Origin of the sequence: Mycolicibacter sp. MU0083 (assembly GCF_963378075.1) — a bacterium.
In the GTDB taxonomy this organism is placed as follows: domain Bacteria; phylum Actinomycetota; class Actinomycetes; order Mycobacteriales; family Mycobacteriaceae; genus Mycobacterium; species Mycobacterium kokjensenii.
Genome location: NZ_OY726394.1, coordinates 917466 through 942386, shown reverse-complemented (window position 1 = coordinate 942386; position 24921 = coordinate 917466). Strand labels below are relative to the sequence as shown.

Here is a 24921-nt window from a genome sequence, read left to right as displayed (position 1 = left end):
GCGGCACCGCCGCTCAGTCGACCTGACAGATCTTCCAGCCGTCGGAGCGTTCCAGCGGCAGCGACACCGTCATCTGCCCCACCGCCTCACTGTGGGAATCCAGGGTCGCCCGCGCGGTGTCCCCGTCGATCTCCACCGCGGTCACGGTCGCGTTGGTCAGCCCGCTGTCGGTGCGGGTCTTCTTGAGCATCTCCATGACCGGACCGGTGAACCGGTCACGCATCGCCGGGCACATCATCGCCCGGTAGGCATCCCAGTTCTGCACGTTGTAGGCGTCCTGGAACGTCATGACGGCCGCGCGGACCTGATCCTCGTCGGACATCGGCGGGGGTGGCGGCGGGGCGGGTTCCGGGGCGGCCGGCGGGGTCACCTCGGCGGTCACCACCGCACTGTCCTCCCCGGCCACCGGTCGGCCCGTGGTCGTGCTCGAACACGCCGCGACGCAGCCGATCACCAGCACCGACCACACCACCGCGACGACGCGACACCGTGTCATGGCGAACTCACCCCCCTCATCCCGCGGGCATCAGCGCCGGGGCACCTTGCCCGCGGTCGCGTAGACCAGTGCCCCCACATCGACGACGCCCCGGGTTCGACACTGCCTGATGTCGATCAGGACGTTGCCGCGCACCCCGATGCCGTGTTGGCAGGCCGCTCCGCCGTCGGCCGTTTTCACGTCGACTTGGACCGTGCCGGAGACCGTCGTCTGTCGGCCCAGCTCCCACACCAGCGTCGGCTCGCCGGGCAGTGTCACCGCGAGGGACCGGCCGGAGCAGGTCTCCCACTGCTTCTGCTGCTGTTGCAGCGAGCGGATGGCGGCGGCCTGGGTGGGGAACGCCAGTGCGGCTTGCACGACGCCGTCCTCGAACGACTTCCGGTACATGGCGCGCAACACCTGCACCTGCGCGCCGGCGAAACCGCTGCTGCCGTATACGCGTTCCTGCGCCGGCGCCCACACGCCCACGCATTCGCGATCGTCGACGGCATCGGCGTCGTCGGGCAGGACGATCCCGTCGCCCTCCAGTACCACCGGCTCGCCGGATGCATCGGCGCGAATCTCCGCTGCGGTCAACAGAATCGACCGCAACGCCGAGGCCTGGACATCGGTGGCCGGCGGGCCCTGCGCGGCTTCCGATTCGCGGTCGGCGGTCACCGTCAAGGCCGCCGACGCGGCGGTGTCGGGTGTCCCGCCGCCGCTCTGCCGGTTCACCGCCACCGCGGTCACCGACCCGCCGACCAGCAGCAGGGCCGCCACCCCGGACGCCGCGAGCAGCGTTCGCCGGCTGCGACGTTCCGGCGGCCCGGCGGGGCGCGCCGGTTCCGGCGCCGCCCACCGTCGGTGGGGATCCGCCAGTACCGCGCGTGCCGCATCGGCGAATGCACTGGCCGAGGGGAACCGTTGTGCCGGGTCCTTGGCCATCGCCGTGGCGATCACACCGTCCAACCCCGCCGGTAGCGCCGGCACCACGTCGGTGACCCGCGGCGCCGGTCGCTGCAGGTGGGCCATCATCACCGCCGCCGGGCCGTTGGTGGCCGGATACGGTGTCGCTCCGGTCAGCAGGGCGTACAGCGTGCAGCCCAGCGAGTAGATGTCGGCTCGGCCGTCAAAAGCCATGCCCGAGAGCACTTCCGGGGCCGCGTAGGCCACCGTCGCCAGCACCGATCCGGTGGCGGTCAAGCCGACGTCGTCGAGTGCACGAGCGATTCCGAAGTCGCCCAGCAATACTCGTTCGTCCGGGCCGACCGGCCCGGAGAGTAAGAAGTTGGCCGGTTTGATGTCGCGATGCACCACCCCGCGGGAGTGCGCGTAGTCCAGCGCCTTGGCGACGCACCCGATGATGTGCACGGCACGCCACGGCGTCATGGTCCCGGCGCGCAGCGCGGCATCGGCGTCGTCGCCGTCGACGAACTGCATGGCGATCCACAGTTGGCCTTCGTCGGTCTGCCCACGGCTGTAGACCGACACGATGTTGGGGTGGTCGAGGCCGGACGCCACATCGGCCTCCCGCAGGAACCGTGCCCGGAAATCCGGGTTGCGGGACAACTCCGCCGACAGCACCTTGAGCGCATCGTGCCGCGGCAGGGTCGGATTGGCGGCCAGATACACCGTCCCCATGCCACCGGCACCCAATGTTCGCTCGATGCGGTAACCGCCGACCAAGGAGCCCGGCGTCAGCACTGCACCCCCGCGGGCAGCGGCCGGCCTGCGCGCGTCGTCATCGGCTCAGCGTAACGGGGCGGTGCCGACGCGGGCCGACATTCCTGCGCTGAAAACGAAAAAACCCCAGCTCAGCTGGGGTTTTTCACTGTGGAGCTAAGGGGAATCGAACCCCTGACCTTCTCGATGCGAACGAGACGCGCTACCAACTGCGCTATAGCCCCTGACCGCTAGAAGATTACCAGTCCCCCAGCCCGTCTCTGAAACCGAGACCTACTGGCCGGCCGCGCGGGGCAGGTCGCCCCGCCAGTCGTAGCGTCCGGCACTCGACGCGTACTCCAGGTGCTCGAACACCGGGTCCTCGTCGTCGATCTCCAGCACCGCCACGCCGGGACGCCGCAACCGCGACGGCACCACCTCGTATGCGTCGGCTTGGCGGACGCTCTCCCGCTGCGCGCGGGGCCGCTCGGCTCGCCGCGCACGACGTGCCCGCACCTGCTGCTCGATGCGGGTCTGGCGGCGCAGGTAGGCCAGGTAGAGCACCGTCGCGCCGGCCGCTCCGGCGCACAGCCACCACGCACTGGGGGCCACGGTGAAGGCCGTCAGCGCGGAGAGCACCAGGACCACCGCCAGCGACATCAGCACCCGCTTGCGGAACTCGTACTTGCGCGCACTGACCACGGCGGCGGTGTCCTGGCGGGGCCGGCGCGCACGGGCCGAGGCACCGGTCGCGCTCGATTCGGCCTCGGGTTCCAGGCCCGAGCTGTCCTCGACGTACTCGTACTCGTAGCCCTCGGCCTCGGCCTCCGGCGCTGCCTCGCCTTCGGGCTCGGTCTCGGCTTCGGGCTCGAACTCGGGCTCGTCGTCGACGTCGGCGGCCCCGGCGTCCTCGGTGACGGCTTCGGCGTCGGCCTCCTCGTCGGCCTCGAGTGCGGGTTCGGCCTCGGCGGCCCGCCCGGCTTCGGACAGCGGGAGTTCGTCGGAGTCCTCGGCGACGACATCGACGTCGAGGTAGTCCAGTTCGGTCTGCTCGCCGACGGCCGGTTCCTCGGTGGAGGCCACGAACACCGCCGCGGCGGCGACGAACACCCGCGAGCCGCCCTCGGCGACCTCTTCGGCGTCGTCGTCGACCTCGTCGACGTCTTCGATGTCGTCGACGCTGCGCTGCCAGTCGGGGTCGCTGCGGTGGCCGGTGGCCGGGCCGCCGCGTTTGAGCAGCCGGGCACTGGATCCACTGGTGAGAACCCGGGTCGCCAAGGCGACGTCACTGGTTCGGCGTACCGCGTCACGTTTGCTGACCAGCATCGGGACCAGTACGAACAGCCAGAGGACGACCAGTGAGATCCAGAGCAAAGATTGCGGGATGCTGGGCATGTTGTGGCCTGCTCCTTTCCCAGCCAAGGCTAGGTGTGGGACCCACACGGCCTCGGACGACGCGCCGAGCCAATTACACGCTTGTAATTTACTCCCTGACCTCGATAGTCACAACTACCACACAGGTAACAGCTGTCCCGGGGTGGCGCTCAGACCCGGGCGGCGCGGCCGGACTGGATCAGCCGCGACGTCACCGATCCGGCGACCTCCTCGACCGTCATCGCCACCAGCAGGTGATCCCGCCATGCGCCGTCGACGTCGAGGTAACGCCGCAGCAGCCCCTCCTCCCGGAACCCGGCCTTGGCCAGCACCGCCCGACTGGCCCCGTTCTCCGGGCGCACGGTGGCCTCCACCCGGTGCAATCGGGTGGGGCCGAAGCAGTGGTCGAGCCCGAGCGCGACCGCGCCGGTCGCCACTCCGCCACCGGCCACCGCGCTGGACACCCAGTAGCCGATCCAGGCCGATCGAAGCGCGCCATGGGTGATGTTTCCCACCGTCAACTGGCCGCAGAACCGCCCGTCGAGTTCGATGACGTACGGCAGCATCCGCCCGTTGCGGGCCTCGGTGCGCAGACTCGAGCACAGGGGCGGCCACGCGGAACTGTTGTGCCGGGTCTCCCAATCCACATCGATGGTGGGCTCCCACTGCTCCAGGTAGGCGCGGTCGGCCAACCGGATCCGGCTCCACGTGACACCGTCGCGCATCCGCACCGGCCGCAGCCGGATCACCCCGGCGGCCACCCGAAGCGGCCCGAGCACGCTCGGCCAGCCGGGGTGCTGAACGGCCTTGAACGGCCACAGATTGACCAGCATGACTGCGGACTCAACCCCGCTGGGCCAGGAAGGCGACGTCGACCCACTCGCCGGCCGCGATCTGTTCGACCTCCTCGGGAACCACCACCAGGCTGTTGGCCTCGGCCAGCGTGGCCAGCAGATGCGACGACGTCGAGCCCGAGGTGCCGAGCACCTGCACCAGATATTCACCGTTCTGCTCGTCGCGCATCAACTGGCCACGCAGATAACCCTTGCGGCCGGGCATGGACGCGATCGGCCCCAAGGTACGCGCCTGCACCATGCGGCGCATGGGTTCGCGTTTGCCCAGCGACATCCGGACCAGCGGGCGAATCATCACCTCGAAGATCACCAGCGCGCTCAACGGATTGGTGGGCAGCAGGAACGTCGGCACGCCTTCGGGCCCCAGCTGCCCGAAGCCCTGCACCGAACCCGGGTGCATGGCGATTCGGGAGACCTCGATGTCACCGAGATCCGACAGCACCTTGCGCACCTCATCGGCCGCCGCACCGCCGACGCCCCCGGTGATCACCACCACCTCGGCGCGGCTGAGCTGGCTCTCGACCACCTCGCGCAGCTTCTTCGGGTCGTTGCTGACGATGCCGACCCGGTTCACCTCCGCGCCCGCGTCGCGAGCGGCCGCGGCCAGCGCATAGGAGTCGACGTCGTAGACCTGCCCGTTGCCGGGCGCCCGGTTCACGTCGACCAGTTCACCGCCGACGGCCAGCACCGACACCCGCGGGCGCGGATGGACCAGCACCCGGTCGCGCCCCACCGCCGCCAACAGCCCTACCTGGGCCGCGCCGACGACGGTGCCGGCCCGCACCGCGATGTCGCCGGGTTGGACGTCGTCGCCGACCCGGCGCACGTAGTCGCCCGGCCGGACCCCGCGCAACACCCGGACCCGGGAGTTGCCGCCGTCGGTCCAGCGCAGCGGCAACACCGCGTCGGCCAGGGTGGGCATCGGCGCCCCGGTCTGAATCCGGGTGGCCAGCTTGGGCTGCAGCCGGGTCGGGGTGCGCGCGCCGGCTTCGATGATGCCCAACACCGGCAGGGTGACGACCTCGTCGTCGCGACCGGGCCCCTCCGAGGTGTCGCCGATCGCGTCGGCACCGTAGACGTCGACGCTGCGCACCGCATAACCGTCGATGGCCGCCTGGTCGAAGGCCGGCATCGGCCGCTCCGCGACGACCTCTTCGGCGCACATCAGCCCCTGCGCCTCGGCGATCGCCACCCGGACCGGCCGCGGCGCCACCGCGGCAGCCGCAACCCGGGCCTGCTGCTCCTCAACCGAACGCACGGTGCGCCTTTCTCCGATACCGCCTCAGATCTGTTCGGGCTGACGCCAGTTCAGTTCTCCGCCAAGCCCAGCCGCGCGACCAGCCACCGACGCAGGTCAGGGCCGTAGTCGTCACGGTCCAGGGCAAAGTCAACCGCAGCTTTGAGGTAGCCGCCCGGATTTCCCAGATCGTGTCGCGATCCGCGGTGCACCACGACGTGCACGGGATGCCCTTCGGCGATCATCAACGCGATGGCATCGGTGAGCTGCACCTCGCCGCCGGCCCCCCGGTCGATCCTCCGCAGCGCGTCGAACACCGCCCGGTCCAGCACGTAGCGTCCGGCCGCGGCATACATCGACGGCGCGTCTTGGGCCTTGGGCTTCTCGACCATCCCCTTGACGGCCATCACGTCCGGGTTGTCGCCGTCGGGCAGCGGTTCCACGTCGAACACGCCGTAGGCGCTGACCTCTTCGGGGGTGACCTCGATGGCGCACAGCACGGTGCCGCCGCGGCGAGCCCGCACCGCCGACATGACCTCCAGCACGCCGGTGGGCAGCACCAGGTCGTCGGGGAGCAGGACCGCGACGGCGTCCTCGTCGTCGGACAGGGTGGGCTCGACACAGCTGACGGCATGGCCCAGGCCGAGCGGCTCGGCCTGCACCACCGACTCCACCTTGATCAGCTCGGGGGCGCGCCGCACCTTGGCCAGCATCGCCTTCTTGCCGCGGGCCTCCAGCGTGCCTTCCAGCACCAGGTCTTCGACGAAGTGCGCGACCACGCCGTCCTTGCCCTCGGAGGTGACGATCACCAACCGCTCGGCGCCGGCCTCGGCGGCTTCGGCGGCGACCAGTTCGATCCCGGGGGTGTCGACGACCGGCAGCAGCTCTTTGGGCACCGTCTTGGTGGCGGGCAGAAAACGGGTGCCCAGACCTGCCGCGGGCACAATGGCGGTGCGCGGAATCGGAACCTTCGGAGTGGGCATTGCTCACACGATAACCGCAACCGGCTCAACCACCTGCGCTGGCGGTGGGCGCGCCGTTGCTGACAGTCTGGTAGTCGTGACCGACGACGCGGTGGTGACCGCCAAGACCGCGTTGCGGGCGCGGTTGCTCGCCGAGCGGCGCGCGGTGCCTGCCCAACGGCACGCCGCCGAGGCGGCCGCGCTGGCCGGACACCTCGAGGAACTGGCCGGTGATTCCGGCACGGTCTGCGCCTACGTGCCGGTGCGCGGTGAGCCCGGATCGACCGCGATGCTCGATCGGCTGGCCCGCCGCGGGGTGCGGGTACTGGTGCCGGTGGTGCGCACCGACGACGACGGCGCCCCCTTGGCGCTGTGGTGGGGTGTCTACCGGCCCGACGCACTGCACACCGCCCGGTTCGGCCTGCTCGAACCGCCGCAGCCGTGGCTGCCCGCCGAAACGGTGGCCGAGGCGGATCTGGTCGTGGTGCCGGCGGTGGCCGTCGACCGGCGCGGGGCGCGACTGGGGCGCGGCGCCGGTTTCTACGACCGCTCGCTGTGCTTGCGCCGGTCGGGTGTTCCGCTGGTCGCCGTGGTGCGCGACGCCGAACTTCTCGACGAGTTGCCCGCGGAACCCCACGATGTGCCGATGACGCACGCCCTGACCCCCGGGTGCGGAACGGTGGCGTTGGGCTGACCGCGGCGGCCGGCGCTGCCGCCGGGAATGCCGAAGGTCACATGGCGGTTCTAGCACTTAGCGCGGTAGAGTGCTAAGCCGATTGTCCGATCCACGGAGGTTCACGTGCCCACCTACAGCTACGCCTGCACCGAGTGCAGCAACCGCTTCGACGTGGTCCAGGCCTTCACCGACGACTCCCTGACCACCTGCGAGCAGTGCAACGGCCGGCTGCGCAAGATCTTCGGCAAGGTGGGCGTGGTGTTCAAGGGCAGCGGCTTCTACCGCACCGACAACCGCGACTCGGGCAAATCCTCCTCGGCCGGTGCGAACTCGGCCGGCTCCACCTCGTCGGGCGACTCCAGCGGCGGCTCCGGCGACGGCGGCACCAAGTCCTCCGCCGACAGCGGCACCAAATCCGGTGACGGCGCCAAGGCCGCTTCGTCGTCGACGTCGGCGCCGGCGGCCGCCTCCGCCTGAGCGGTTATCCACAGCCCGGCATCGGAGCCGGCGGCCCCCGGCCGACCTACCGGTTAGCGTGACGCCATGGGCGACTCGCTCGATCCCACCCTGGCCAGTCGGCTCTCCCAGGCCCTGCGCCCGGACTGGGTACGCACCGAGCGCGCGCGACGGCTGACCGCCGGCGCCCTGGTGCTGTTGGCCGCAGTCGCGGCGATCCGCCCCGACCCGGGCGACGACCTGGTCGAGGTGGTGGTGGCCAGTCACGACATCGCACCCGGGAAGGTGCTCACCGATGGTGACGTCACCGTCGAAAGCCGCTCTGCCCGAACGATTCCCGACGGCGCCGCCACCGATCGGAGCGCGCTGGTGCACAACGCGCTGGCCGGCCCGGCCCGCCGCGGTGAGATCCTCACCGACGTCCGGCTGCTGGGCAGCAGGCTCACCGAAGCCGCGGCCGGGCCCGACGCCCGGATCGTGGGTGTGCATCCCGCCGACACCGCATTGGCCGACCTGATCCATCCCGGCGACGTGGTCGACGTGGTGACGGCCTCCCCCGACGAGTCGACCGAACCGCCCAACCCACCGCGCGTGCTGGCCGGCGGCGGGATCGTGGTGTTGGTCTCCGACAACCACGACCACGACGACCGGGTGGTCTTGATCGCGTTGCCGGCCACCGCCGCGGTGGCGGTGGCCGGTGCCACGCTGACTCAGGCCGTCACACTGACCCTGCGCTGAAGCCCTAGGCCGCGGCCCGTTGCGGGCTGGCGCAGAACTTGCACTTGGTCGCTTCGGCGGGAATGTCGGACAGGCACTCCGGGCAGGCCTTGGTCGCCGGGGCGTCACCGAAGACGGACTTCCCGCGCCGCTGCTGGATGTGCTTGTACGGCGTCACGATCAGGAAGTAGACGGTCGCCATGAACACGATGAAGTAGATGATCGCCGAGATGAAGGCACCGAGATCGATGAACGTGGCCTCGTTGCCGGCCGCCCCCAACTGGTAGCCCAGGCCGAGCCCGGCGGTGTCGGGTTGCGCCGCCGCGACCAGCGGGTTGATCACACTCTTGGTGAATGCCTCGACCAGGTTGGAGAACGCCAAGGCCACCACCAAACCGATGGCGACGGTGATGACGTCATCACGCATCAAAAAATTCTTGAACCCTTTTAGCATTCCGATACCCCTCCGCCTCAGAACCGCAGCGGCCCAGCGCCGCCCATGCGGAACCGTAACCACCATCAAAGGAGCGGCGTGAGCGATTACGCGAAGTCGAATCTCAACCGTGATGCGGCGGGACGTTGTCCCGCAACCAGCGCTCGCGTTCCTCGGCTTCGCGGGCGTCGTCGGGATCGCGTTCGTCCGACGACGACCGGTGCTCTTCGAGTCCGGGCATGGCCGGCTATATCTCCAGGCTGGACAGCTGCCCGATGATCGCGGCGGCCAGCGGGTTCAGCGTCGCCATGCCGTCGCGCACCGCCGCGCGCGACCCGGCCAGGTTGACCACCAGGGTGCTGCCCGACACTCCGGCCAGCCCCCGCGACAGGCCGGCGTCGGCGATCCCGGCCGCCAGCCCGGACGCCCGCAGCGCCTCGGCGATACCGAGGATCTCGCGGTCCAGGATCTCGAGGGTGGCTTCCGGTGCCACGTCCCGGGGGGTGACCCCGGTGCCGCCCACCGACACCACCAGGTCGACCCCGCCGATCACCGCGGTGTTGAGCGCGTTGCGGATCTCCACCTCGTCGGCGGAGACGGCCACCACGCCGTCGACCATGAACCCGCCTTCGGCCAGCAATTCGGTGACCAACGGGCCACTGTGGTCCTCGTCGCCGTGTGCCGTGCGGTCGTCGACGACGACGACGAGGGCGCGGCCTGCGAGTTCTCGGGACTGCTCCATGGATGTCACCGTATATCGCCCGACCCGGCTAGGACGTCACCAGCCCGTCACTGCGGCGCTTTGCCCAGGGTGACCTGCGCGGTCTTGGATGCCCCGGTGGGGTCCAGATAGGTCAGCGTGATCTGGTCGCCGGGCGCCTTGGACCGCACCGCGGCCACCAGCGCGTCGGCGCTGCCGATGGGGCGGTTGTTGACCGCGGTCACCGTCGCACCCTCGGGCAATCCGGCCTTGGCCGCGGCCTCTCCCGGCACCACCTCGACCACCTTGGCGCCGTGCAGGCTGCGTTCGCTGGTGACCTTCACGCCCAGTGAGGCATGCGAGGCGGTGTGGTCGGGCGAACTGATCAGCTCGTCGGCGATCCGCTTGGCCTGATCCACCGGGATCGCGAAGCCCAGGCCGATGGAGCCGCTCTGGGCGTCGGCGGAGTCACCACCCATGGTGGCGATCGCGGAGTTGATGCCGACCAGGTCGCCGTTCATGTTGACCAGCGCGCCGCCGGAGTTGCCCGGGTTGATGGCGGCATCGGTCTGGATGGCGTCGAGCACGGTGTTCTGGTTGCCGGCTTCGCCACTGGTGGAGACCGGCCGGTTGAGGGCGCTGACGATCCCGGTCGTCACGGTGCCTTCCAGGCCGAGGGGCGATCCGACGGCCACCACGTGCTGTCCCACCCGCAGGTCCGCCGACGAGCCGATCGTGATCGGGGTCAGATCCGAGACGCCCTGGACCCGCACCACGGCGATGTCGCTGGCCGGATCGGTACCCACCACGGTGAACGACGCCGTGCGGCCGTCGAAGAACGTCACGGTGGTCTTCGGCTGTGCCCTGGCGGGCCCGTCGCCCTTGGCCGCGGCGGCGGAGACCACATGGTTGTTGGTCAAGATCATCCCGTCGGCCGACAGGATGATGCCGGAGCCCTCCTCGGACGCCCGGCCCAGATCGGTCTCCAGCGTCACCACGCTGGGGACCACCTTCGCCGCGACCTTCTCCACCGATCCGTCCGGCAGGTTCACCGCGGCGGGCACTCCCGGCGGCTGGATGCTCGGCGCGTGGCTGCCGGCGGCGGCGGACTGGTGGTCGGGGCGCATCGCCGAGCCCACCAGACCGCCCATCACACCGGAGACGGCCGCGATGGCCACCGCCCCGATGACCAGTCCCGGCGTGCGCGACCGCTTCGGTGCGCCGGTGCCCGGACCGTTGGGGGACCCGGGCCGGCCGTAGGACGCGTCATAGGCGGGGCGGTATGCCGTCTGTTGCTGGCCGTAACGCCAGTCGTAGTGCGGTGGGTACGAACCCGGCGCGGTGCCGCCGGGATAGCCGGCCTGCCCGCGCTGGTCCGCCGCCTGCGCACCGGTCTGCTGCGACCGGTCCGGTTGCTGCTGCGGCGGGTAGTACCCCGGGTAGTTCGTCATCTCTGCTGCCTACTCCTACTGACACGGCTTGGCGAAGTTGCCTCACCACCATGCCTACCTGGACTGAGAACCGCCTGTGACTCCCGCGGTCGGTGCCTCGGCGGACGTCGGCCCGCCGGGCAACACCAACCGGAAGGAGGTTCCCGGCGGCGTCGCCCCGGGATGGGTCTCTCCGATGGTGATCGCCCCGCCGTGCTTGAGCACCACCTGTTTGACGATCGCGAGCCCCAGACCGGATCCGGGCATCGCGCGCGCCGTGTCGGACCGGTAGAACCGCTCGAACACCAATTCACGTTGGTCCGCGGGAATTCCCGGGCCCTCGTCGGAGACCACCATCTCCATATGGGTGGCGTCGAGTTGGCGCATGTTCAACCGCACGACCCCGCCCGACGGGCTCCACTTGGCCGCATTGTCGAGCAGGTTCAGCACCGCCCGCGACAGCCCGGCCGCGTCGCCGTAGACGTGCCACGGCAGCACCCGGATGTCGAACTCGATGTCGTTGCGGCGCCGCCGGATCCGTTCCATGCTGCGGTCGACGACCTCGGTGATGTCGACCTGCTCGGATGCGGCTTCGCGCTGATCGTCGCGGGTGAGGTCCACCAGATCGCCCACCAGCGTGGACAATTCCTCGATCTGACCGATCGCGTCGGCACGCAGTTCGGCCATCTCCTCCTCGGGCAGCTGCGGGGCGCCCGGCGCGGCGGACGCCATCAACAGTTCGACGTTGGTGCGCAGCGACGTCAGCGGTGTCTTCAGCTCGTGCCCGGCATCGGCGACCAGCCGGGCCTGACGTTCCCGGGATTCGGCCAGTGCCCGCAGCATGGCGTTGAACGCTTCGGTGAGCCGGGCCAGTTCGTCGCTGCCGTACACCGGGATGGGCCGCAGGTCATCGGTGCGTGCCACCCGTTCGGCCGCATCGGTAAGCCGGCCCACCGGTCTCAAGCCGGTGCGGGTCACCATTCCGCCGGCCACCGCGGCCACCACGACACCCACGCCGCCGACCACCAGCAGCACCCAGCGCAGCTTCATGGTCACCGCGCGCGTGGGCGCCAGGCTCTTGGAGATCAGCAGGGTTCCGCCGGTGGGCAGATGCACCGCCAGTACCCGCTGGCCGGATGCGGTGCGCCGCGACAGGATCAACTCCCCGCGGATGACGGCCTTCTCCTGCTGCCCGACCGGCAACCGCTGGCCGGGCTGATTGGCGGTGTAGATCGACCGCCCGGGATTGACCAGCATGGCGTTCACGTCGGAATAGGCGGTGCCCTCGATCGCCTTGCGGGGATCGGCGGCCAGCGAACCGCTGGCGATCAGCATTTCGGCGCGACTCTGCAGCTGATTGTCGATGTCGTTGTAGAGCGCGGCCGAGATCACGGCGTAGACGGCCACCGCCATCAACACCACCACCAGCGCGACCATCGACATCGCCAGCAGCATCACCCGCCAGCGCAGCGACAGAGTCGATTTCCGGGACTCCTCGCTCCGCTGCCGGCGGAACGATTGCATCAGGGCGGTGTCTCGCGAAGCACGTAACCCACCCCGCGCACGGTGTAGATCAGCCGCGGCTCCCCTTCGGCTTCAGTCTTGCGACGCAGGTATCCGATGTAGACCTCCAGCGCATTGCCCGAGGTGGGGAAGTCGAAGCCCCACACCTCCTCGAGGATGCGGCTGCGGGTCAGCACCCGGCGCGGGTTGGCGATCAGCATCTCCAGCAACGCGAACTCGGTGCGGGTCAGGCTGATCTGTCGCTCGCCTCGGGTCACCTCGCGGGTCACCGGGTCCAGGGTGAGGTCCTCGAAGCTCATCGCGACCGACTCGGACAGGTCCTCGGCGGTGGTGCGACGCAGCAGCGCCCGCATCCGCGCCAGCAGTTCCTCCAACGCGAACGGCTTGGGCAGGTAGTCGTCGGCGCCGGCGTCGAGGCCCGCGACCCGCTCGGAGACCGAGTCACGCGCCGTCAGCACCAGGATCGGCAGATCGTCACCGGTGCTGCGCAGCTGGCGGCAGACTTCCAACCCGTCCAGCCGCGGCATCATCACATCGAGGATCATCGCGTCGGGACGGTCGTTGGTGATGGCCTCGAGCGCCTCGACGCCGTCGGTCGCCAACGCGACGGAATAACCATTGAACGACAGAGACCTGCGCAACGACTCGCGCACAGCGCGGTCATCATCAACAACCAGTACCCGGGTAGCCATGCGTGCTATCCAATCATCGAAGGGCGAGCTGGACGGTCAGGTTCCGGTCGTGTCGGAGCTGTTTTAGCGGCGATCGAGGTCGATCAGGCCCAGGCGCGCGGCCTTGAGCAGACGGCGCGGCACCTTGTGCGCACGGCCGGCGACCGACACGTTGACCAGGCCGGTTGCCTCAGCCTTCCACTGCGCGCGGCGACTGCGAGTGTTCGCACGCGACATCCTGCGTTTCGGCACGGCCATGGTCGGGCCTCTCCTGTTGTAGACATAGGGCCGCTAGATACCAGCGGCGGGACTCCCGAAAGGATAGCCGGTGACCAGCGTCGGCTCCAAAATGACAGAGGCGAGGCCCCGACCTGGGCTCACGGCCCGGCGATTCGGTCTGCGGCGACGGGCCTTGACGTGACACCGCCGGTACCGACTAACCTACCGGTTGGTTGAGAAGGGATTACGGATGACGACACCGGTTCGGATCGGAAACTGTTCGGGCTTCTACGGCGATCGCCACGCCGCGATGCGCGAGATGTTGACCGGCGGTGAGCTCGACTTCCTGACCGGTGACTATCTGGCCGAGCTGACGATGCTCATCCTGGGCCGCGACCGGATGAAGAACCCCGACCGCGGCTACGCCAAGACGTTCCTGACCCAACTCGAGCAGTGCCTCGGCCTGGCCCGGGACAAGGGCGTGCGCATCGTGGCCAACGCCGGCGGGCTCAACCCGGCCGGACTGGCCGACGCGGTCCGCGAACTGGCCGACCGGCTGGGCATCGCGGCCCGGGTCGCCCACGTCGAGGGCGACGACCTGCTACCCCGCGCCGCCGAACTGGGATTGGGCAGCCCGCTGACCGCCAACGCCTACCTGGGCGCCTGGGGCATCGTCGACTGCCTGGCCGACGGCGCCGACATCGTGATCACCGGTCGCGTCACCGACGCCTCGGTGATCGTCGGCCCCGCGGCCGCGCACTTCGGCTGGTCGCGCACCGACTACGACCGGCTGGCCGGGGCCGTGGTCGCCGGCCACGTCATCGAGTGCGGCATCCAGGCCAGCGGCGGCAACTACTCCTTCTTCACCGAGATCCCGACCGCGCAAATGCTGCACCCCGGTTTCCCGCTGGCCGAGATCCACGCCGACGGATCCTCGGTGATCACCAAGCATCCCGGCACCGGCGGCCTGGTCAGCGTCGACACCGTGACCGCCCAACTGCTCTACGAGGTGACCGGGGCCCGCTACGCCAACCCGGACGTCACCGCCCGGATGGACAGCGTCGAGTTGGCCCCCGACGGCCCGGACCGGGTGCGGATCGCGCGCGTGACGGGCGAGGCTCCCCCGCCCACCTACAAGGTGTCGCTGAACAGCATCGGCGGGTTCCGCAACTCCACCACGTTCGTGCTGACCGGCCTGGACATCGAAGCCAAGGCCGAGCTGCTGCGCACCCAGCTGGAGGCGGCCATGACGGTCCGCCCGGCCGAGCTGCAGTGGACGCTGGCACGCACCGACCGCCCCGACGCCGACACCGAGGAGACCGCCAGCGCCCTGCTGCACTGCGTGGTGCGCGACCCCGACCCGGCCAAGGTGGGCCGGGCGTTCTCCTCGGCCGGCATCGAGCTCGCGCTGACCAGCTACCCCGGGTTCTGCGTCACCGCGCCGCCCGGGGACGGCCAGGTCTACGGGGTGTTCACCCCCGGCTACGTCGACGCGTCCGAAGTGCCGCACGTCGCCGTGCACGCCGACGGCACCCGCGTCGCCATTCCGCCCGCCACCGAGACGCTGGAGCTGGCGGCGGCCGCCGACCCGCGACTTCCCGAACCCCTGCCGTCCGGCCCGACCCGGCGGGTGCCGCTGGGGTCGATCGCCGGTGCCCGCAGCGGCGACAAGGGCGGCTCTGCCAACGTCGGCGTCTGGGTACGCAGCGACGAGGCGTGGCGCTGGCTGGCCCACACCCTGACCGCGGAGCGACTGCGCGAACTGCTGCCCGAGACCGCCGAGCTGCCCGTCACCCGGCATCTGCTGCCGAATCTGCGGGCGGTGAACTTCGTCATCGAGGGCATCCTCGGGCAGGGCGTGGCCTACCAGGCCCGATTCGATCCGCAGGCCAAGGGGCTGGGCGAGTGGTTGCGCAGTCGGCACCTCGACATACCCGAGCAACTGCTGCCGAAAGGGACTTCGTGAGCATCTGGACCACCCCCGAGCGCCAGGCGCTGCGGGGGACGGTACGGGGTTTCGTCGAACGCGAGATCACCCCGAACGTCGACGAGTGGGAGCGCACCGGTGAACTGCCCCGGGAGCTGCACCGCAAGGCCGCCGAGGTCGGCCTGCTGGGCGCCGGCTTCCCCGAGGAGGTCGGCGGCAGTGGCGGCGACGGCGCCGACGCGGTGATCGTCTGCGAGCAGATGCACGCCGCCGGAGCGCCGGGCGGGGTGTTCGCCTCGCTGTTCACCTGCGGGATCGCGGTGCCGCACATGATCGCCTCCGGCGACGCCCGCCTCATCGAGGAGTTCGTCCGCCCCACCCTGGCCGGGGAGAAGATCGGCTCGCTGGCGATCACCGAACCCGGCGGCGGGTCCGATGTCGGGCACCTGCGCACCACCGCTGAGTTTGTCCCCGGCGACGGCAGCGGCTACTACCTGGTCAACGGCGCCAAGACCTTCATCACCTCCGCGGTGCGCGCCGACTACGTCGTGACCGCGGTGCGCACCGGCGGGCCGGGAGCGGCCGGGGTGTCGCTGCTGGTGGTCGAGAAGGGCACGCCGGGGTTCACCGTGTCCCGCAAGCTGGACAAGATGGGCTGGCGCTCCTCGGACACCGCCGAACTGTCCTACGTCGACGCCCGGGTGCCGGTGGCCAACCTGGTCGGCGTCGAGAACAGCGGCTTCGCCCAGATCGCCGCGGCCTTCGTCTCCGAGCGGGTCGGGCTGGCCGCACAGGCCTATTCCAGTGCCCAGCGCTGCCTGGATCTGACCCTGGCCTGGTGTCGGGACCGGGAGACCTTCGGCCGTCCGCTGATCTCGCGGCAGGCGGTGCAGAACACCCTGGCCGAGATGGCGCGGCGCATCGACGTCGCCCGGGTCTACACCCACCACGTGGTGGAGCGGCAGCTCGCCGGGGAGCAGAACCTGATCGCCGAGGTGTGTTTCGCCAAGAACACCGCGGTGGAGGCCGGTGAATGGGTGGCGCACCAGGCGGTGCAGCTCTTCGGCGGCATGGGCTACATGACCGAGTGCGAAGTGGAACGGCAGTATCGAGACATGCGCATCATCGGTATCGGTGGCGGTACCACCGAGATCCTCACGTCACTGGCCGCGAAATCCCTGGGGTACCAATCATGACCACACTGAAGTCCACCCTGGACACCAACTCCCCCGCCTACGCCGAGGCCGCCGGGGCACTGACCGAGAAGCTCGCCGAGATCGACGCCGAGCACGCCAAGGCGCTGGCCGGCGGCGGACCCAAGTACGTCGACCGCCACCACGCCCGCGGCAAGCTCACCGCCCGGGAACGCATCGAGGCGCTGGTCGACGCGGACTCCCCGTTCCTGGAGCTGTGCCCGCTGGCCGCCTGGGGCAGCAACTTCCAGGTCGGGGCCAGCCTGGTGACCGGCATCGGCGCGGTCGAGGGCGTGGAGTGCATGATCATCGCCAACGACCCGACGGTCAAGGGCGGCACCTCCAACCCGTGGACGTTGCGGAAGATTCTGCGGGCCAACAAGATCGCGCTGGAGAACCGACTTCCGGTGATCTCCCTGGTGGAATCCGGTGGGGCCGACCTGCCGACCCAGAAGGAAGTCTTCATTCCCGGCGGCCAGATGTTCCGCGACCTGACCAGGCTCTCGGCCGCCGGTATCCCGACCATCGCGCTGGTGTTCGGCAACTCCACCGCGGGTGGCGCCTATGTCCCCGGGATGTCCGATCACGTGGTGATGATCAAAGAGCGCTCGAAGGTGTTCCTGGCCGGGCCGCCGCTGGTGAAGATGGCCACCGGCGAGGAGTCCGACGACGAATCACTGGGCGGCGCCGAGATGCACTCCCGCACTTCGGGTCTGGGCGACTACCTGGCCAACGACGAGCTCGACGCCATCCGCGTCGGACGGCGCATCGTGGCCCGGCTGAACTGGGCCAAGCAGGGGCCGAAGCCGTCCGCCGTCGTCGTCGAACCCCGCTACGACACCGAAGAGCTGATCGGCATCGTGCCGCCGGACCTGCGCATCCCGTTCGACCCGCGAGAGGTGATCGCCCGGATCGTCGACGACTCCGACTTCGACGAGTTCAAGCCGCTGTACGGATCGTCACTGGTGACCGGCTGGGCGCGGCTGCACGGCTATCCGGTCGGCATCCTGGCCAACGCACGCGGTGTGCTGTTTTCCGAGGAGTCCCAGAAGGCCACCCAGTTCATCCAGTTGGCCAACCGGTCCAACACCCCATTGCTGTTCCTGCACAACACCACCGGGTACATGGTGGGCAAGGACTACGAAGAGGGCGGGATGATCAAGCACGGCTCGATGATGATCAACGCCGTGTCCAATTCGACCGTGCCGCACATCTCGCTGCTGATCGGGGCCTCCTACGGCGCCGGCCACTACGGCATGTGCGGTCGCGCCTATGACCCGCGGTTCCTGTTCGCCTGGCCGTCGGCCAAGTCCTCGGTGATGGGCGGCGCGCAGCTCGCCGGTGTGCTGTCCATCGTGAACCGGGCGGCCACCGAGGCCCGCGGACAGCAGGTCGACGAGGAGGCCGATGCCGCGATGCGCGCCATGGTCGAAGGTCAGATCGAGGCCGAGTCGCTGCCGTTGGTGCTGTCCGGGATGCTCTACGACGACGGGGTGATCGATCCGCGCGACACCCGCACGGTCCTGGGAATGTGTTTGTCCGCCATCGCCAATGGCCCGGTCGAGGGGACGTCGAACTTCGGCGTCTTCCGGATGTGAGCGCGATGAGCGCTTGCGCGAAGAGCAGAAGGCAGAGTCAATGATCAGCAACGTTCTGGTAGCCAACCGCGGCGAGATCGCCCGGCGGGTCTTCGCCACCTGCCGCCGATTGGGCCTGGGCACCGTCGCGGTCTACACCGATCCGGATGCCGGCATGCCGCATGTCGCCGAGGCCGACGCACAGGTGCGACTGCCCGAGACCACCAGTTACCTGTCGGCCGAGGCGATCATCGCCGCGGCACAGGCCGCCGGAGCCGATGCGATCCACCCCGGCTACGGATTCCTTTCCGAGAACGCCGAGTTCGCCACCGCCGTGCAGGCGGCCGGCCTGACCTGGATCGGGCCGCCGGTGGCCGCGGTGACCTCGATGGGCTCCAAGATCGAGTCGAAGAAGATGATGGCCGCCGCCGGCGTGCCGGTGCTCGAGGAACTCGACCCGGCAACCGTCACCGCCGAGCAGTTGCCGGTACTGGTGAAGGCGTCGGCCGGCGGTGGCGGCCGCGGGATGCGGGTGGTCACCGAATTGTCGGCACTGGCCGACGAGGTGGCGGCCGCCGAGCGGGAAGCCGCGTCGGCGTTCGGCGACCCGACGGTGTTCTGCGAGCGCTACCTGCCGACCGGCCACCACATCGAGGTCCAGGTGATGGCCGATGCGCACGGCACGGTGTGGGCGGTCGGCGAGCGCGAGTGCTCGATCCAGCGCCGCCACCAGAAGGTCGTCGAGGAAGCCCCCTCGCCGCTGGTGGAGCGCACCCCCGGAATGCGCGACAAGCTCTTCGAGGCGGCCCGACTGGCGGCGAGCGCGATCGGTTACACCGGCGCCGGCACGGTCGAGTTCCTGGCCGATGCGAACGGCGAGTTCTTCTTCCTGGAGATGAACACCCGCCTGCAGGTCGAGCACCCGGTCACCGAGGAGACCACCGGCGTCGACCTGGTCGAATTGCAGATCGCGGTCGCCGACGGCGTCCGGTTGGATCCCGAACCTCCTGCGACGCGGGGGCATTCGATCGAGGTGCGCCTCTACGCCGAGGATCCGGCACAGGGCTGGCAGCCGCAGGCCGGCACCGTGCACCGCCTCGAGGTGCCGGGCGTGGCCGCCGAATTCGGGTCGCTGGGCAGGCGCACCGGCGTCCGATTGGATTCCGGCATCGTCGACGGATCGACGGTGTCGGTGCACTACGACCCGATGCTGGCCAAGGTGATCAGCTATGCGCCCACCCGCCGGCAGGCGGCCACCGTGCTGGCCGGCGCACTGGCGCGTACCCGACTGCACGGGCTGCGCACCAACCGCGACCTGCTGGTCAACGTGCTGCGTCATCCGGCGTTCCTGGACGGCGCCACCGACACCGCGTTCTTCGACACCCACGGCCTGGCGGAGTTGTCCGCGCCACTGGCCGACGACGCGACGGTGCGGGCCTCGGCGGTCGCGGCCGCACTGGCCGACGCCGCGCAGAATCGAGCCACCGCGCGGGTGTTCGGCACGATTCCCACCGCCTGGCGCAACCTGGCCTCGGGTTTCCAGTCCAAGGGCTACCTCGACGATGCCGAGACCGAGCATCGCGTCGAATACCGTTTCAGCCGAACCGGATTGATCGTCAACGCCGACCTCACCGTGGTCTCGTACCGCCCGGACGAGGTGGTGCTGGCCGACGCGTCCGGGGTGGCCCGGACCTTCACCGTGGCCCGTTACGGTGCGGACGTCCACGTGGACTCCCCCGCCGGAGCGGTGCACCTGGTCGCGTTGCCCCGCTTCCCCGACCCCGACTCAGAGGTCGCCCAGGGTTCGCTGCTGGCCCCCATGCCCGGCAACGTGATCCGGCTGGGTGCGGCCGTCGGCGACACCGTGACCGCCGGCCAGCCGCTGATCTGGCTGGAAGCCATGAAGATGGAACACACCATCAGCGCACCGTCCGACGGTGTGCTCACCCAACTCGACGTCAAGCCCGGCGACCAGGTCGAGGTCGGCGCGGTACTTGCGCGCGTCGAACAACCGGAAACCGATTCCTGAGCAGAAGGAGACCACCATGACCGAATCAACCACCGACACCAGCTTCATCGAGAGCGAAGAGCGCCGCGCCCTGCGCGAGGCCGTCTCGGCGATGGCGAAGAACTACGGCCAGGACTACTACCTGGAGAAGGCCCGCGCCGGCGAGCACACCGACGAACTGTGGAGTGAGGCGGGCAAACTCGGATTCATCGGCGTCAACCTGCCCGAGGAGTACGGCGGCGGCGGCGCCGGCATGTACGAGCTGTCGCTGGTGATGGAAGAGATGTCGGCCAACGGCTGTGCGCTGCTGATGATGGTGGTCTCGCCGGCCATCAACGGCACCATCATCTCCAAGTTCGGCACCGACGAGCAGAAGAAGCGCTGGATCCCCGGCATCGCCGACGGGTCGCTGACCATGGCGTTCGCCATCACCGAGCCCGACGCCGGGTCGAACTCGCACAAGATCACCACCACCGCGCGCCGGGACGGCTCGGACTGGATCCTCAAGGGCCAGAAGACGTTCATCTCCGGTATCGACCAGGCGCAGGCAGTGCTGGTGGTCGGCCGCAGCGAGGACGCCAAGACCGGCAACCTGCGTCCCGCGCTGTTCGTGATTCCCACCGACACCCCCGGACTGTCCTGGACTCCGATCGAGATGGAGCTGGTCAGCCCGGAGCGCCAGTTCCAGGTCTTCCTCGACGACGTCCGGCTGCCCGCCGACGCGCTGGTGGGCTCCGAGGACGCCGCCATCGCGCAGCTGTTCGCCGGCCTGAACCCGGAGCGCATCATGGGTGCGGCCAGCGCGGTCGGCATGGGTCGGTTCGCGATCGGCAAGGCCGTCGACTACGTCACCACCCGCCAGGTGTGGAAGACCCCGATCGGTGCGCACCAGGGCCTGTCGCACCCGCTCGCCCAGAACCACATCGAGATCCAGTTGGCCAAGCTGATGATGCAGAAGGCTGCGACGCTCTATGACGCCGGTGACGACTTCGGTGCCGCCGAGGCCGCCAACATGGCCAAATACGCTGCCGGTGAAGCGTCCACCCGGGCGGTCGACCAGGCCGTGCAGTCGCTCGGCGGCAACGGGCTGACCAGGGAATACGGCATCGCCGCGGCTCTCACGTCGTCGCGGCTGGCGCGGATCGCACCGGTGAGCCGGGAGATGATCCTCAACTTCGTCGCGCAGACCTCGCTGGGTCTGCCCCGGTCCTACTGATGGACACCCTGGTCACCTACACCGGGCCGGAGGCCACCGGCGACGGCTCGGCCCGGCTGACCCTGGACTCGCCGCACAACCGCAACGCGTTGTCGACGCGGTTGATCACCCAACTGCACGCCGGGCTGCGCGACGCCGCCGCCGACCCGGACGTGCGGGTGGTGGTGCTCGGGCACACCGGCGGCACGTTCTGCGCCGGGGCGGACCTGAGCGAGGCCACCGAGGGGGATCCGGGCGAGCTGGCCGCCGGGCGGGCCCGCGAGATGGCGGCGCTGCTGCGGGCCATCGTCGAGTCGCCGCGGCCGGTGATCGCCGCGGTCGACGGGCACGTGCGGGCCGGCGGGATGGGACTGGTCGGCGCCTGCGACCTGGCGGTCGCCGGCCCGGGGAGCACCTTCGCGCTGACCGAGGCCCGGATCGGGGTGGCTCCGTCGATCATCTCGCTGACCCTGCTGCCCAAGCTCGCGCCTCGGGCGGCGGCCCGCTACTACCTGACCGGGGAGAAGTTCGGGGCGGCCGAGGCCGCCGCGATCGGGCTGATCACGCTGGCCGTGGACAGCGCCGAGGGCGTGCAGTCCGCGGTCGCCGATCTGGTCGCCGACCTGCGGCTCGGATCCCCGCAGGGGCTGGCGGCGTCCAAGGCGTTGACCACCGCGGCGGTACTGGCCGGCTTCGATCGGGATGCGGAGCGGCTCGCGGTGGCCTCGGCGCAGATGTTCGTCTCCGACGAGGCCCGCGAGGGCATGCTGGCGTTCCTGGCCAAGCGCCCCCCACGGTGGGCGGAGTAGGCACTTTGGGTAACCCGGCTTGCGGCGGGAGCCGTTCGTCGTAGGCTCTGTATCCGATGAGGAACTCAACCCGGCGTAGCCACGACACCAGTGGCACCCCGTCACGTGCCGCTGACACCGACCGGATCCAATTGGCGCAGGTGCTCGGCGATGCCGTCGCGCAGGGCCAGCTGCCGATGAGCGAGTACGAGGACCGACTCGCCAAGGCCTATGCGGCGCAGACCTATGACGAGTTGGACGTCCTGCGCGCCGATCTGCCGGGCTCCTCGGTCTGCCCGCACCGCGGCGGCGATTGCAAACCCGCCCCCGCCACGGTGTTGTTGGGCATCCTGAGTTCCTTCGAACGACGCGGCCGCTGGAACGTGCCCAAGCGCCTGACGTCGTTCTCCTTCTGGGGAGGCGGCGTCATCGACCTGCGCTATGCCGACTTCACCTCGCCGGACGTCGAGATCAACGCCTACTCCATCATGGGCGGCCAGACCATCCTGTTGCCGCCCGAGGTCAACGTCGACATCCACGGCCACGGCGTGATGGGCAGCTTCGATCAGCGCGTCGAGGGCACCGGCACCCCGGGCGCACCGACGGTCAAGGTGCGCGGCTTCTCGCTGTGGGGCGGCGTGGGCATCCGCCGCAAGGGCCGCAAGCCGCGCGGCTGACCGGGCTACGTCCTCGACGTTGACATGGCGCCGGTGCCGCCGGCGCAGCCTCAACCGCGATACAACGCCGGGTCGTCGAGCCGGCCCACCAGCGCGGCCAACTGCTCCACCAGGTCACCGGGCGCCAGGCGGACGTCGCCGGCCAGCCAGGCGCTGATCGTCTGCGCCACGCCGCCGACGATGAAGTGCGCGGCGGCGGTGATCCGGTCGTTGCCCGGCACCCGCAGCACATTCTGAACGTGGTGGCCGGACAGCACCGCGAACAGCGCACTCGATTCGGCCCGCTTGCGCACCAGCAGGGCATTGGTCAGCTGCGCGCTGAACAGCAACCTGCCGACCCGGGCGTCACCGGCGATGACGGCCACCAGGTGGGCGATACCGGCCCGGGTCTGCCCGGACTGGGGCACGGCGGCCACCGCCGCCTGGGTACTGCTCGCCAGGTCGCCGACCACCCAGTCGAAGACCGCGGCCACGAACTCGTCCTTGTCGGTGAAACTCTCGTAGAAATACCGCGATGCCACACCCGCCCGACGGCAGATGCCGCGCACCGTGAGCTCGACCATCTCTCGGCCACCCAGCAGGTCCAGCCCCGCCTCCAACAGTCGTTCCCGGCGCTCGGCGAGCCGGTCGGCTGCTTGCACGCCCCGGTACGGGCGCTCGGGAACGGCGGTGGCCACGCTCATCATCTTGACACCGGGCGCGCAGCTGGGCAATATCAGGAAACCGACGTTCTCACAATTAGCGAGGTGCAGCCATGACGATCAGCGAACCGATTCCCCTGGTGGAGCGTTCGGTGAGCGATTCGCTGACCCCGCAGGTCACGCCGCGCAGGCGTTCCCTGCTGCCGCAGGTCGACTGCACCGACAACATGATGATGGGCGTGGCGCTGCTGGCCGGGCCGGCCAACGTGATCATGCAGCTGGCCCGCCCCGGCGTGGGTTACGGCGTGCTGGAGAGCAAGGTCGAAAGCGGCCGGGTGGACCTGCACCCGATCAAGCGGGCCCGCACCACCTTCACCTATCTGGTGGTCGCCACCCAGGGCACCGAGGAGCAGAAGGCCGCATTCCGCGAGGCCGTCAACAGTGCCCACCGCCAGGTTCGGTCGACCGCCGACAGCCCGGTCAAGTACAACGCGTTCGACCGGGACCTGCAGTTGTGGGTCGGGGCGTGCCTCTACAAGGGCAACGTCGACATCCACCGCATCTTCCTGGGCGAGATGGACGACGAGCACGCCGACCGCCACTACCACAACGAGGGCAAGGCGATGGCCACCATGCTGCAGGTGCCCGAGGACATGTGGCCCGCCGACCGGGCCGCCTTCGACCGCTACTGGCAGGAGCAGCTCGACAAGGTCCACATCGACGACGCCATCCGCGAATACCTCGAGCCGATCGCGGCGAGCCGACTGCGGGGCCTGACCCTGCCGGGGCCGCTGCAGCGTGCCAACGAGCGGCTCGCGTTGCTGATCACCACCGGATTCCTGCCGCAGCGGTTCCGCGACGAGATGCGACTGCCGTGGGGACCCGACCAGCAACGCAAGTTCGACCGGTTGATGCGCATGCTGCGCGGGGTCAACAATGTGCTGCCGCAGTTCCTGCGCGGTTTCCCGTTCAACCTGATCCTGTGGGACCTGGACCGGCGTATCCGCTCCGGGCGCCCGCTGGTGTAACCCGCGCGGCGCTCAGGCGTTCTTGGTCAGCGCCCACCAGACGGTGCCGGCTTCCCCGGCCAGCTTTCCGGCCAGGGTCCGCTGGTCGAATGAGTGGGTCAGCTTCCCGTTGTTGATGGTCCACACCCAGGAGTTGCCCTCACGGTGTGCGTCGGAGGACCAGCCCACATCCAGGTCGTTGACGTTGAGGCAGTCCGAACCGCACGGTGCCAGCAGCCAGGTATGGGCGGCGCCCGCCCTGACGATCCCGGCGCCGTCGGTGATCGTCATCGTGAACGACCCCGCCAGCGACACGGGTTGCCCCGGACTCACCAGTCCGATAGCTCCCCCGACCAGGATCGCGGCCAGTGCCAGACCCTTCTCCCACACCGCTTCGTTCCTTCCCTGACCTCCGTTTAGCTAGAAAATCTAGGGTTTTCGCCGGTGCGGGGAAACAGGGTTTTCCCTTGCATCGCCATGACCCGCCGCACAGTCGATGCCGTCGACCGAACGGTAAG

25 protein-coding genes and 1 tRNA gene are annotated in these 24921 nt (G+C 69.8%); 11 read left to right on the top strand and 15 right to left on the bottom strand.

Going from position 1 to position 24921, the window contains the following annotated elements:
- Positions 1-13 precede the first annotated feature (13 nt).
- The 7 genes from RCP38_RS04450 to RCP38_RS04420 all read right to left on the bottom strand — a co-directional run bounded on the left by RCP38_RS04450 (position 14) and on the right by RCP38_RS04420 (position 6585).
- Entirely contained in the window at positions 14-496 is a 483-nt protein-coding gene (locus tag RCP38_RS04450) for an Rv0361 family membrane protein (protein WP_308475800.1), read from the bottom strand.
- A gap of 30 nt (positions 497-526) precedes the next feature.
- Positions 527-2116: a serine/threonine-protein kinase PknH/PknJ gene (locus RCP38_RS04445; protein WP_416223210.1), complete on the bottom strand. Its 1590-nt coding sequence runs from the start codon at positions 2114-2116 to the stop codon at positions 527-529.
- A gap of 193 nt (positions 2117-2309) precedes the next feature.
- Positions 2310-2382, bottom strand: a tRNA-Ala gene (locus tag RCP38_RS04440).
- Positions 2383-2431: 49 nt separating this feature from the next.
- Positions 2432-3532, bottom strand: coding sequence for a divisome protein SepX/GlpR (sepX, locus tag RCP38_RS04435; RefSeq protein ID WP_308475798.1), 1101 nt, complete (start codon positions 3530-3532; stop codon positions 2432-2434).
- A 149-nt stretch (positions 3533-3681) separates the two neighbouring features.
- Complete coding sequence (locus RCP38_RS04430) at positions 3682-4344, bottom strand: GNAT family N-acetyltransferase (RefSeq protein WP_308475797.1); 663 nt, start codon at positions 4342-4344, stop codon at positions 3682-3684.
- A gap of 10 nt (positions 4345-4354) precedes the next feature.
- Positions 4355-5623, bottom strand: coding sequence for a molybdotransferase-like divisome protein Glp (gene glp, locus RCP38_RS04425; RefSeq protein WP_308475796.1), 1269 nt, complete (start codon positions 5621-5623; stop codon positions 4355-4357).
- Positions 5624-5673: 50 nt separating this feature from the next.
- The gene (locus RCP38_RS04420; RefSeq protein ID WP_308475795.1) at positions 5674-6585 is read right to left on the bottom strand and encodes a UTP--glucose-1-phosphate uridylyltransferase; all 912 of its coding nucleotides are present in this window, start codon (positions 6583-6585) and stop codon (positions 5674-5676) included.
- Positions 6586-6661: 76 nt separating this feature from the next.
- Here RCP38_RS04420 and RCP38_RS04415 point away from each other — a divergent pair, with 76 nt between their 5' ends.
- The 3 genes from RCP38_RS04415 to RCP38_RS04405 all read left to right on the top strand — a co-directional run bounded on the left by RCP38_RS04415 (position 6662) and on the right by RCP38_RS04405 (position 8434).
- Entirely contained in the window at positions 6662-7258 is a 597-nt protein-coding gene (locus RCP38_RS04415; protein WP_308475794.1) for a 5-formyltetrahydrofolate cyclo-ligase, read from the top strand.
- A gap of 105 nt (positions 7259-7363) precedes the next feature.
- Complete coding sequence (locus tag RCP38_RS04410; protein WP_308475793.1) at positions 7364-7717, top strand: FmdB family zinc ribbon protein; 354 nt, start codon at positions 7364-7366, stop codon at positions 7715-7717.
- A gap of 66 nt (positions 7718-7783) precedes the next feature.
- Positions 7784-8434, top strand: a complete 651-nt coding sequence (locus tag RCP38_RS04405) for an SAF domain-containing protein (protein WP_308475792.1) — start codon at positions 7784-7786, stop codon at positions 8432-8434.
- 4 nt (positions 8435-8438) lie between these two features.
- On the opposite strand, the gene RCP38_RS04400 is transcribed toward RCP38_RS04405, so the two are convergent.
- The 6 genes from RCP38_RS04400 to rpmF form a co-directional block, all read right to left on the bottom strand.
- Positions 8439-8867: a large conductance mechanosensitive channel protein MscL gene (locus RCP38_RS04400; protein WP_308475791.1), complete on the bottom strand. Its 429-nt coding sequence runs from the start codon at positions 8865-8867 to the stop codon at positions 8439-8441.
- A gap of 226 nt (positions 8868-9093) precedes the next feature.
- Positions 9094-9588, bottom strand: coding sequence for a MogA/MoaB family molybdenum cofactor biosynthesis protein (locus RCP38_RS04395; protein WP_308475790.1), 495 nt, complete (start codon positions 9586-9588; stop codon positions 9094-9096).
- Positions 9589-9635: 47 nt separating this feature from the next.
- The gene (locus tag RCP38_RS04390) at positions 9636-10997 is read right to left on the bottom strand and encodes a S1C family serine protease (RefSeq protein WP_308475789.1); all 1362 of its coding nucleotides are present in this window, start codon (positions 10995-10997) and stop codon (positions 9636-9638) included.
- 54 nt (positions 10998-11051) lie between these two features.
- Positions 11052-12500 carry a HAMP domain-containing sensor histidine kinase gene (locus RCP38_RS04385; protein ID WP_308475788.1) on the bottom strand — a complete coding sequence of 483 codons (1449 nt, stop codon included), beginning with the start codon at positions 12498-12500 and terminating at the stop codon, positions 11052-11054.
- Positions 12500-13192 carry a response regulator transcription factor gene (locus tag RCP38_RS04380; RefSeq protein ID WP_308475787.1) on the bottom strand — a complete coding sequence of 231 codons (693 nt, stop codon included), beginning with the start codon at positions 13190-13192 and terminating at the stop codon, positions 12500-12502. The genes RCP38_RS04385 and RCP38_RS04380 overlap by 1 nt, the downstream gene beginning before the upstream one ends.
- A 63-nt stretch (positions 13193-13255) precedes the next feature.
- Positions 13256-13429, bottom strand: coding sequence for a 50S ribosomal protein L32 (gene rpmF / locus RCP38_RS04375; protein ID WP_013827873.1), 174 nt, complete (start codon positions 13427-13429; stop codon positions 13256-13258).
- 211 nt (positions 13430-13640) lie between these two features.
- Between rpmF and RCP38_RS04370 the strand changes: the two genes are divergently transcribed.
- Genes RCP38_RS04370 through RCP38_RS04340 form a run of 7 tightly spaced genes read left to right on the top strand, consistent with a single transcriptional unit; the run spans position 13641 to position 22755 of the window.
- Positions 13641-15356, top strand: a complete 1716-nt coding sequence (locus RCP38_RS04370) for an acyclic terpene utilization AtuA family protein (RefSeq protein ID WP_308475786.1) — start codon at positions 13641-13643, stop codon at positions 15354-15356.
- Positions 15353-16513, top strand: coding sequence for an acyl-CoA dehydrogenase family protein (locus tag RCP38_RS04365; protein WP_308475785.1), 1161 nt, complete (start codon positions 15353-15355; stop codon positions 16511-16513). Before RCP38_RS04370 ends, RCP38_RS04365 begins: the two co-directional genes overlap by 4 nt.
- Entirely contained in the window at positions 16510-18108 is a 1599-nt protein-coding gene (locus RCP38_RS04360; protein ID WP_308475784.1) for an acyl-CoA carboxylase subunit beta, read from the top strand. Before RCP38_RS04365 ends, RCP38_RS04360 begins: the two co-directional genes overlap by 4 nt.
- A 40-nt stretch (positions 18109-18148) precedes the next feature.
- Positions 18149-20116: an acetyl/propionyl/methylcrotonyl-CoA carboxylase subunit alpha gene (locus RCP38_RS04355; RefSeq protein WP_308475783.1), complete on the top strand. Its 1968-nt coding sequence runs from the start codon at positions 18149-18151 to the stop codon at positions 20114-20116.
- 16 nt (positions 20117-20132) lie between these two features.
- Entirely contained in the window at positions 20133-21311 is a 1179-nt protein-coding gene (locus tag RCP38_RS04350; RefSeq protein ID WP_308475782.1) for an acyl-CoA dehydrogenase family protein, read from the top strand.
- Positions 21311-22099, top strand: coding sequence for an enoyl-CoA hydratase family protein (locus RCP38_RS04345; RefSeq protein ID WP_308475781.1), 789 nt, complete (start codon positions 21311-21313; stop codon positions 22097-22099). The genes RCP38_RS04350 and RCP38_RS04345 overlap by 1 nt, the downstream gene beginning before the upstream one ends.
- 56 nt (positions 22100-22155) lie before the next feature.
- On the top strand, positions 22156-22755 hold the full coding sequence (locus tag RCP38_RS04340) for a DUF1707 SHOCT-like domain-containing protein (RefSeq protein ID WP_308475780.1): 600 nt from the start codon (positions 22156-22158) through the stop codon (positions 22753-22755).
- 50 nt (positions 22756-22805) lie between these two features.
- Here RCP38_RS04340 and RCP38_RS04335 read toward each other — a convergent pair whose 3' ends face one another.
- Complete coding sequence (locus RCP38_RS04335) at positions 22806-23441, bottom strand: TetR/AcrR family transcriptional regulator (RefSeq protein WP_308475779.1); 636 nt, start codon at positions 23439-23441, stop codon at positions 22806-22808.
- A gap of 68 nt (positions 23442-23509) precedes the next feature.
- On the opposite strand from RCP38_RS04335, the gene RCP38_RS04330 reads away from it, so the two are divergent.
- A complete protein-coding gene (locus RCP38_RS04330) occupies positions 23510-24424 on the top strand; it encodes an oxygenase MpaB family protein (RefSeq protein ID WP_308475778.1) in 915 nt (304 codons plus the stop codon).
- A 12-nt stretch (positions 24425-24436) separates the two neighbouring features.
- Here the strand turns inward: RCP38_RS04330 and RCP38_RS04325 are convergent, their stop codons facing one another.
- On the bottom strand, positions 24437-24793 hold the full coding sequence (locus tag RCP38_RS04325) for a hypothetical protein (RefSeq protein WP_308475777.1): 357 nt from the start codon (positions 24791-24793) through the stop codon (positions 24437-24439).
- Positions 24794-24921 lie beyond the last annotated feature (128 nt).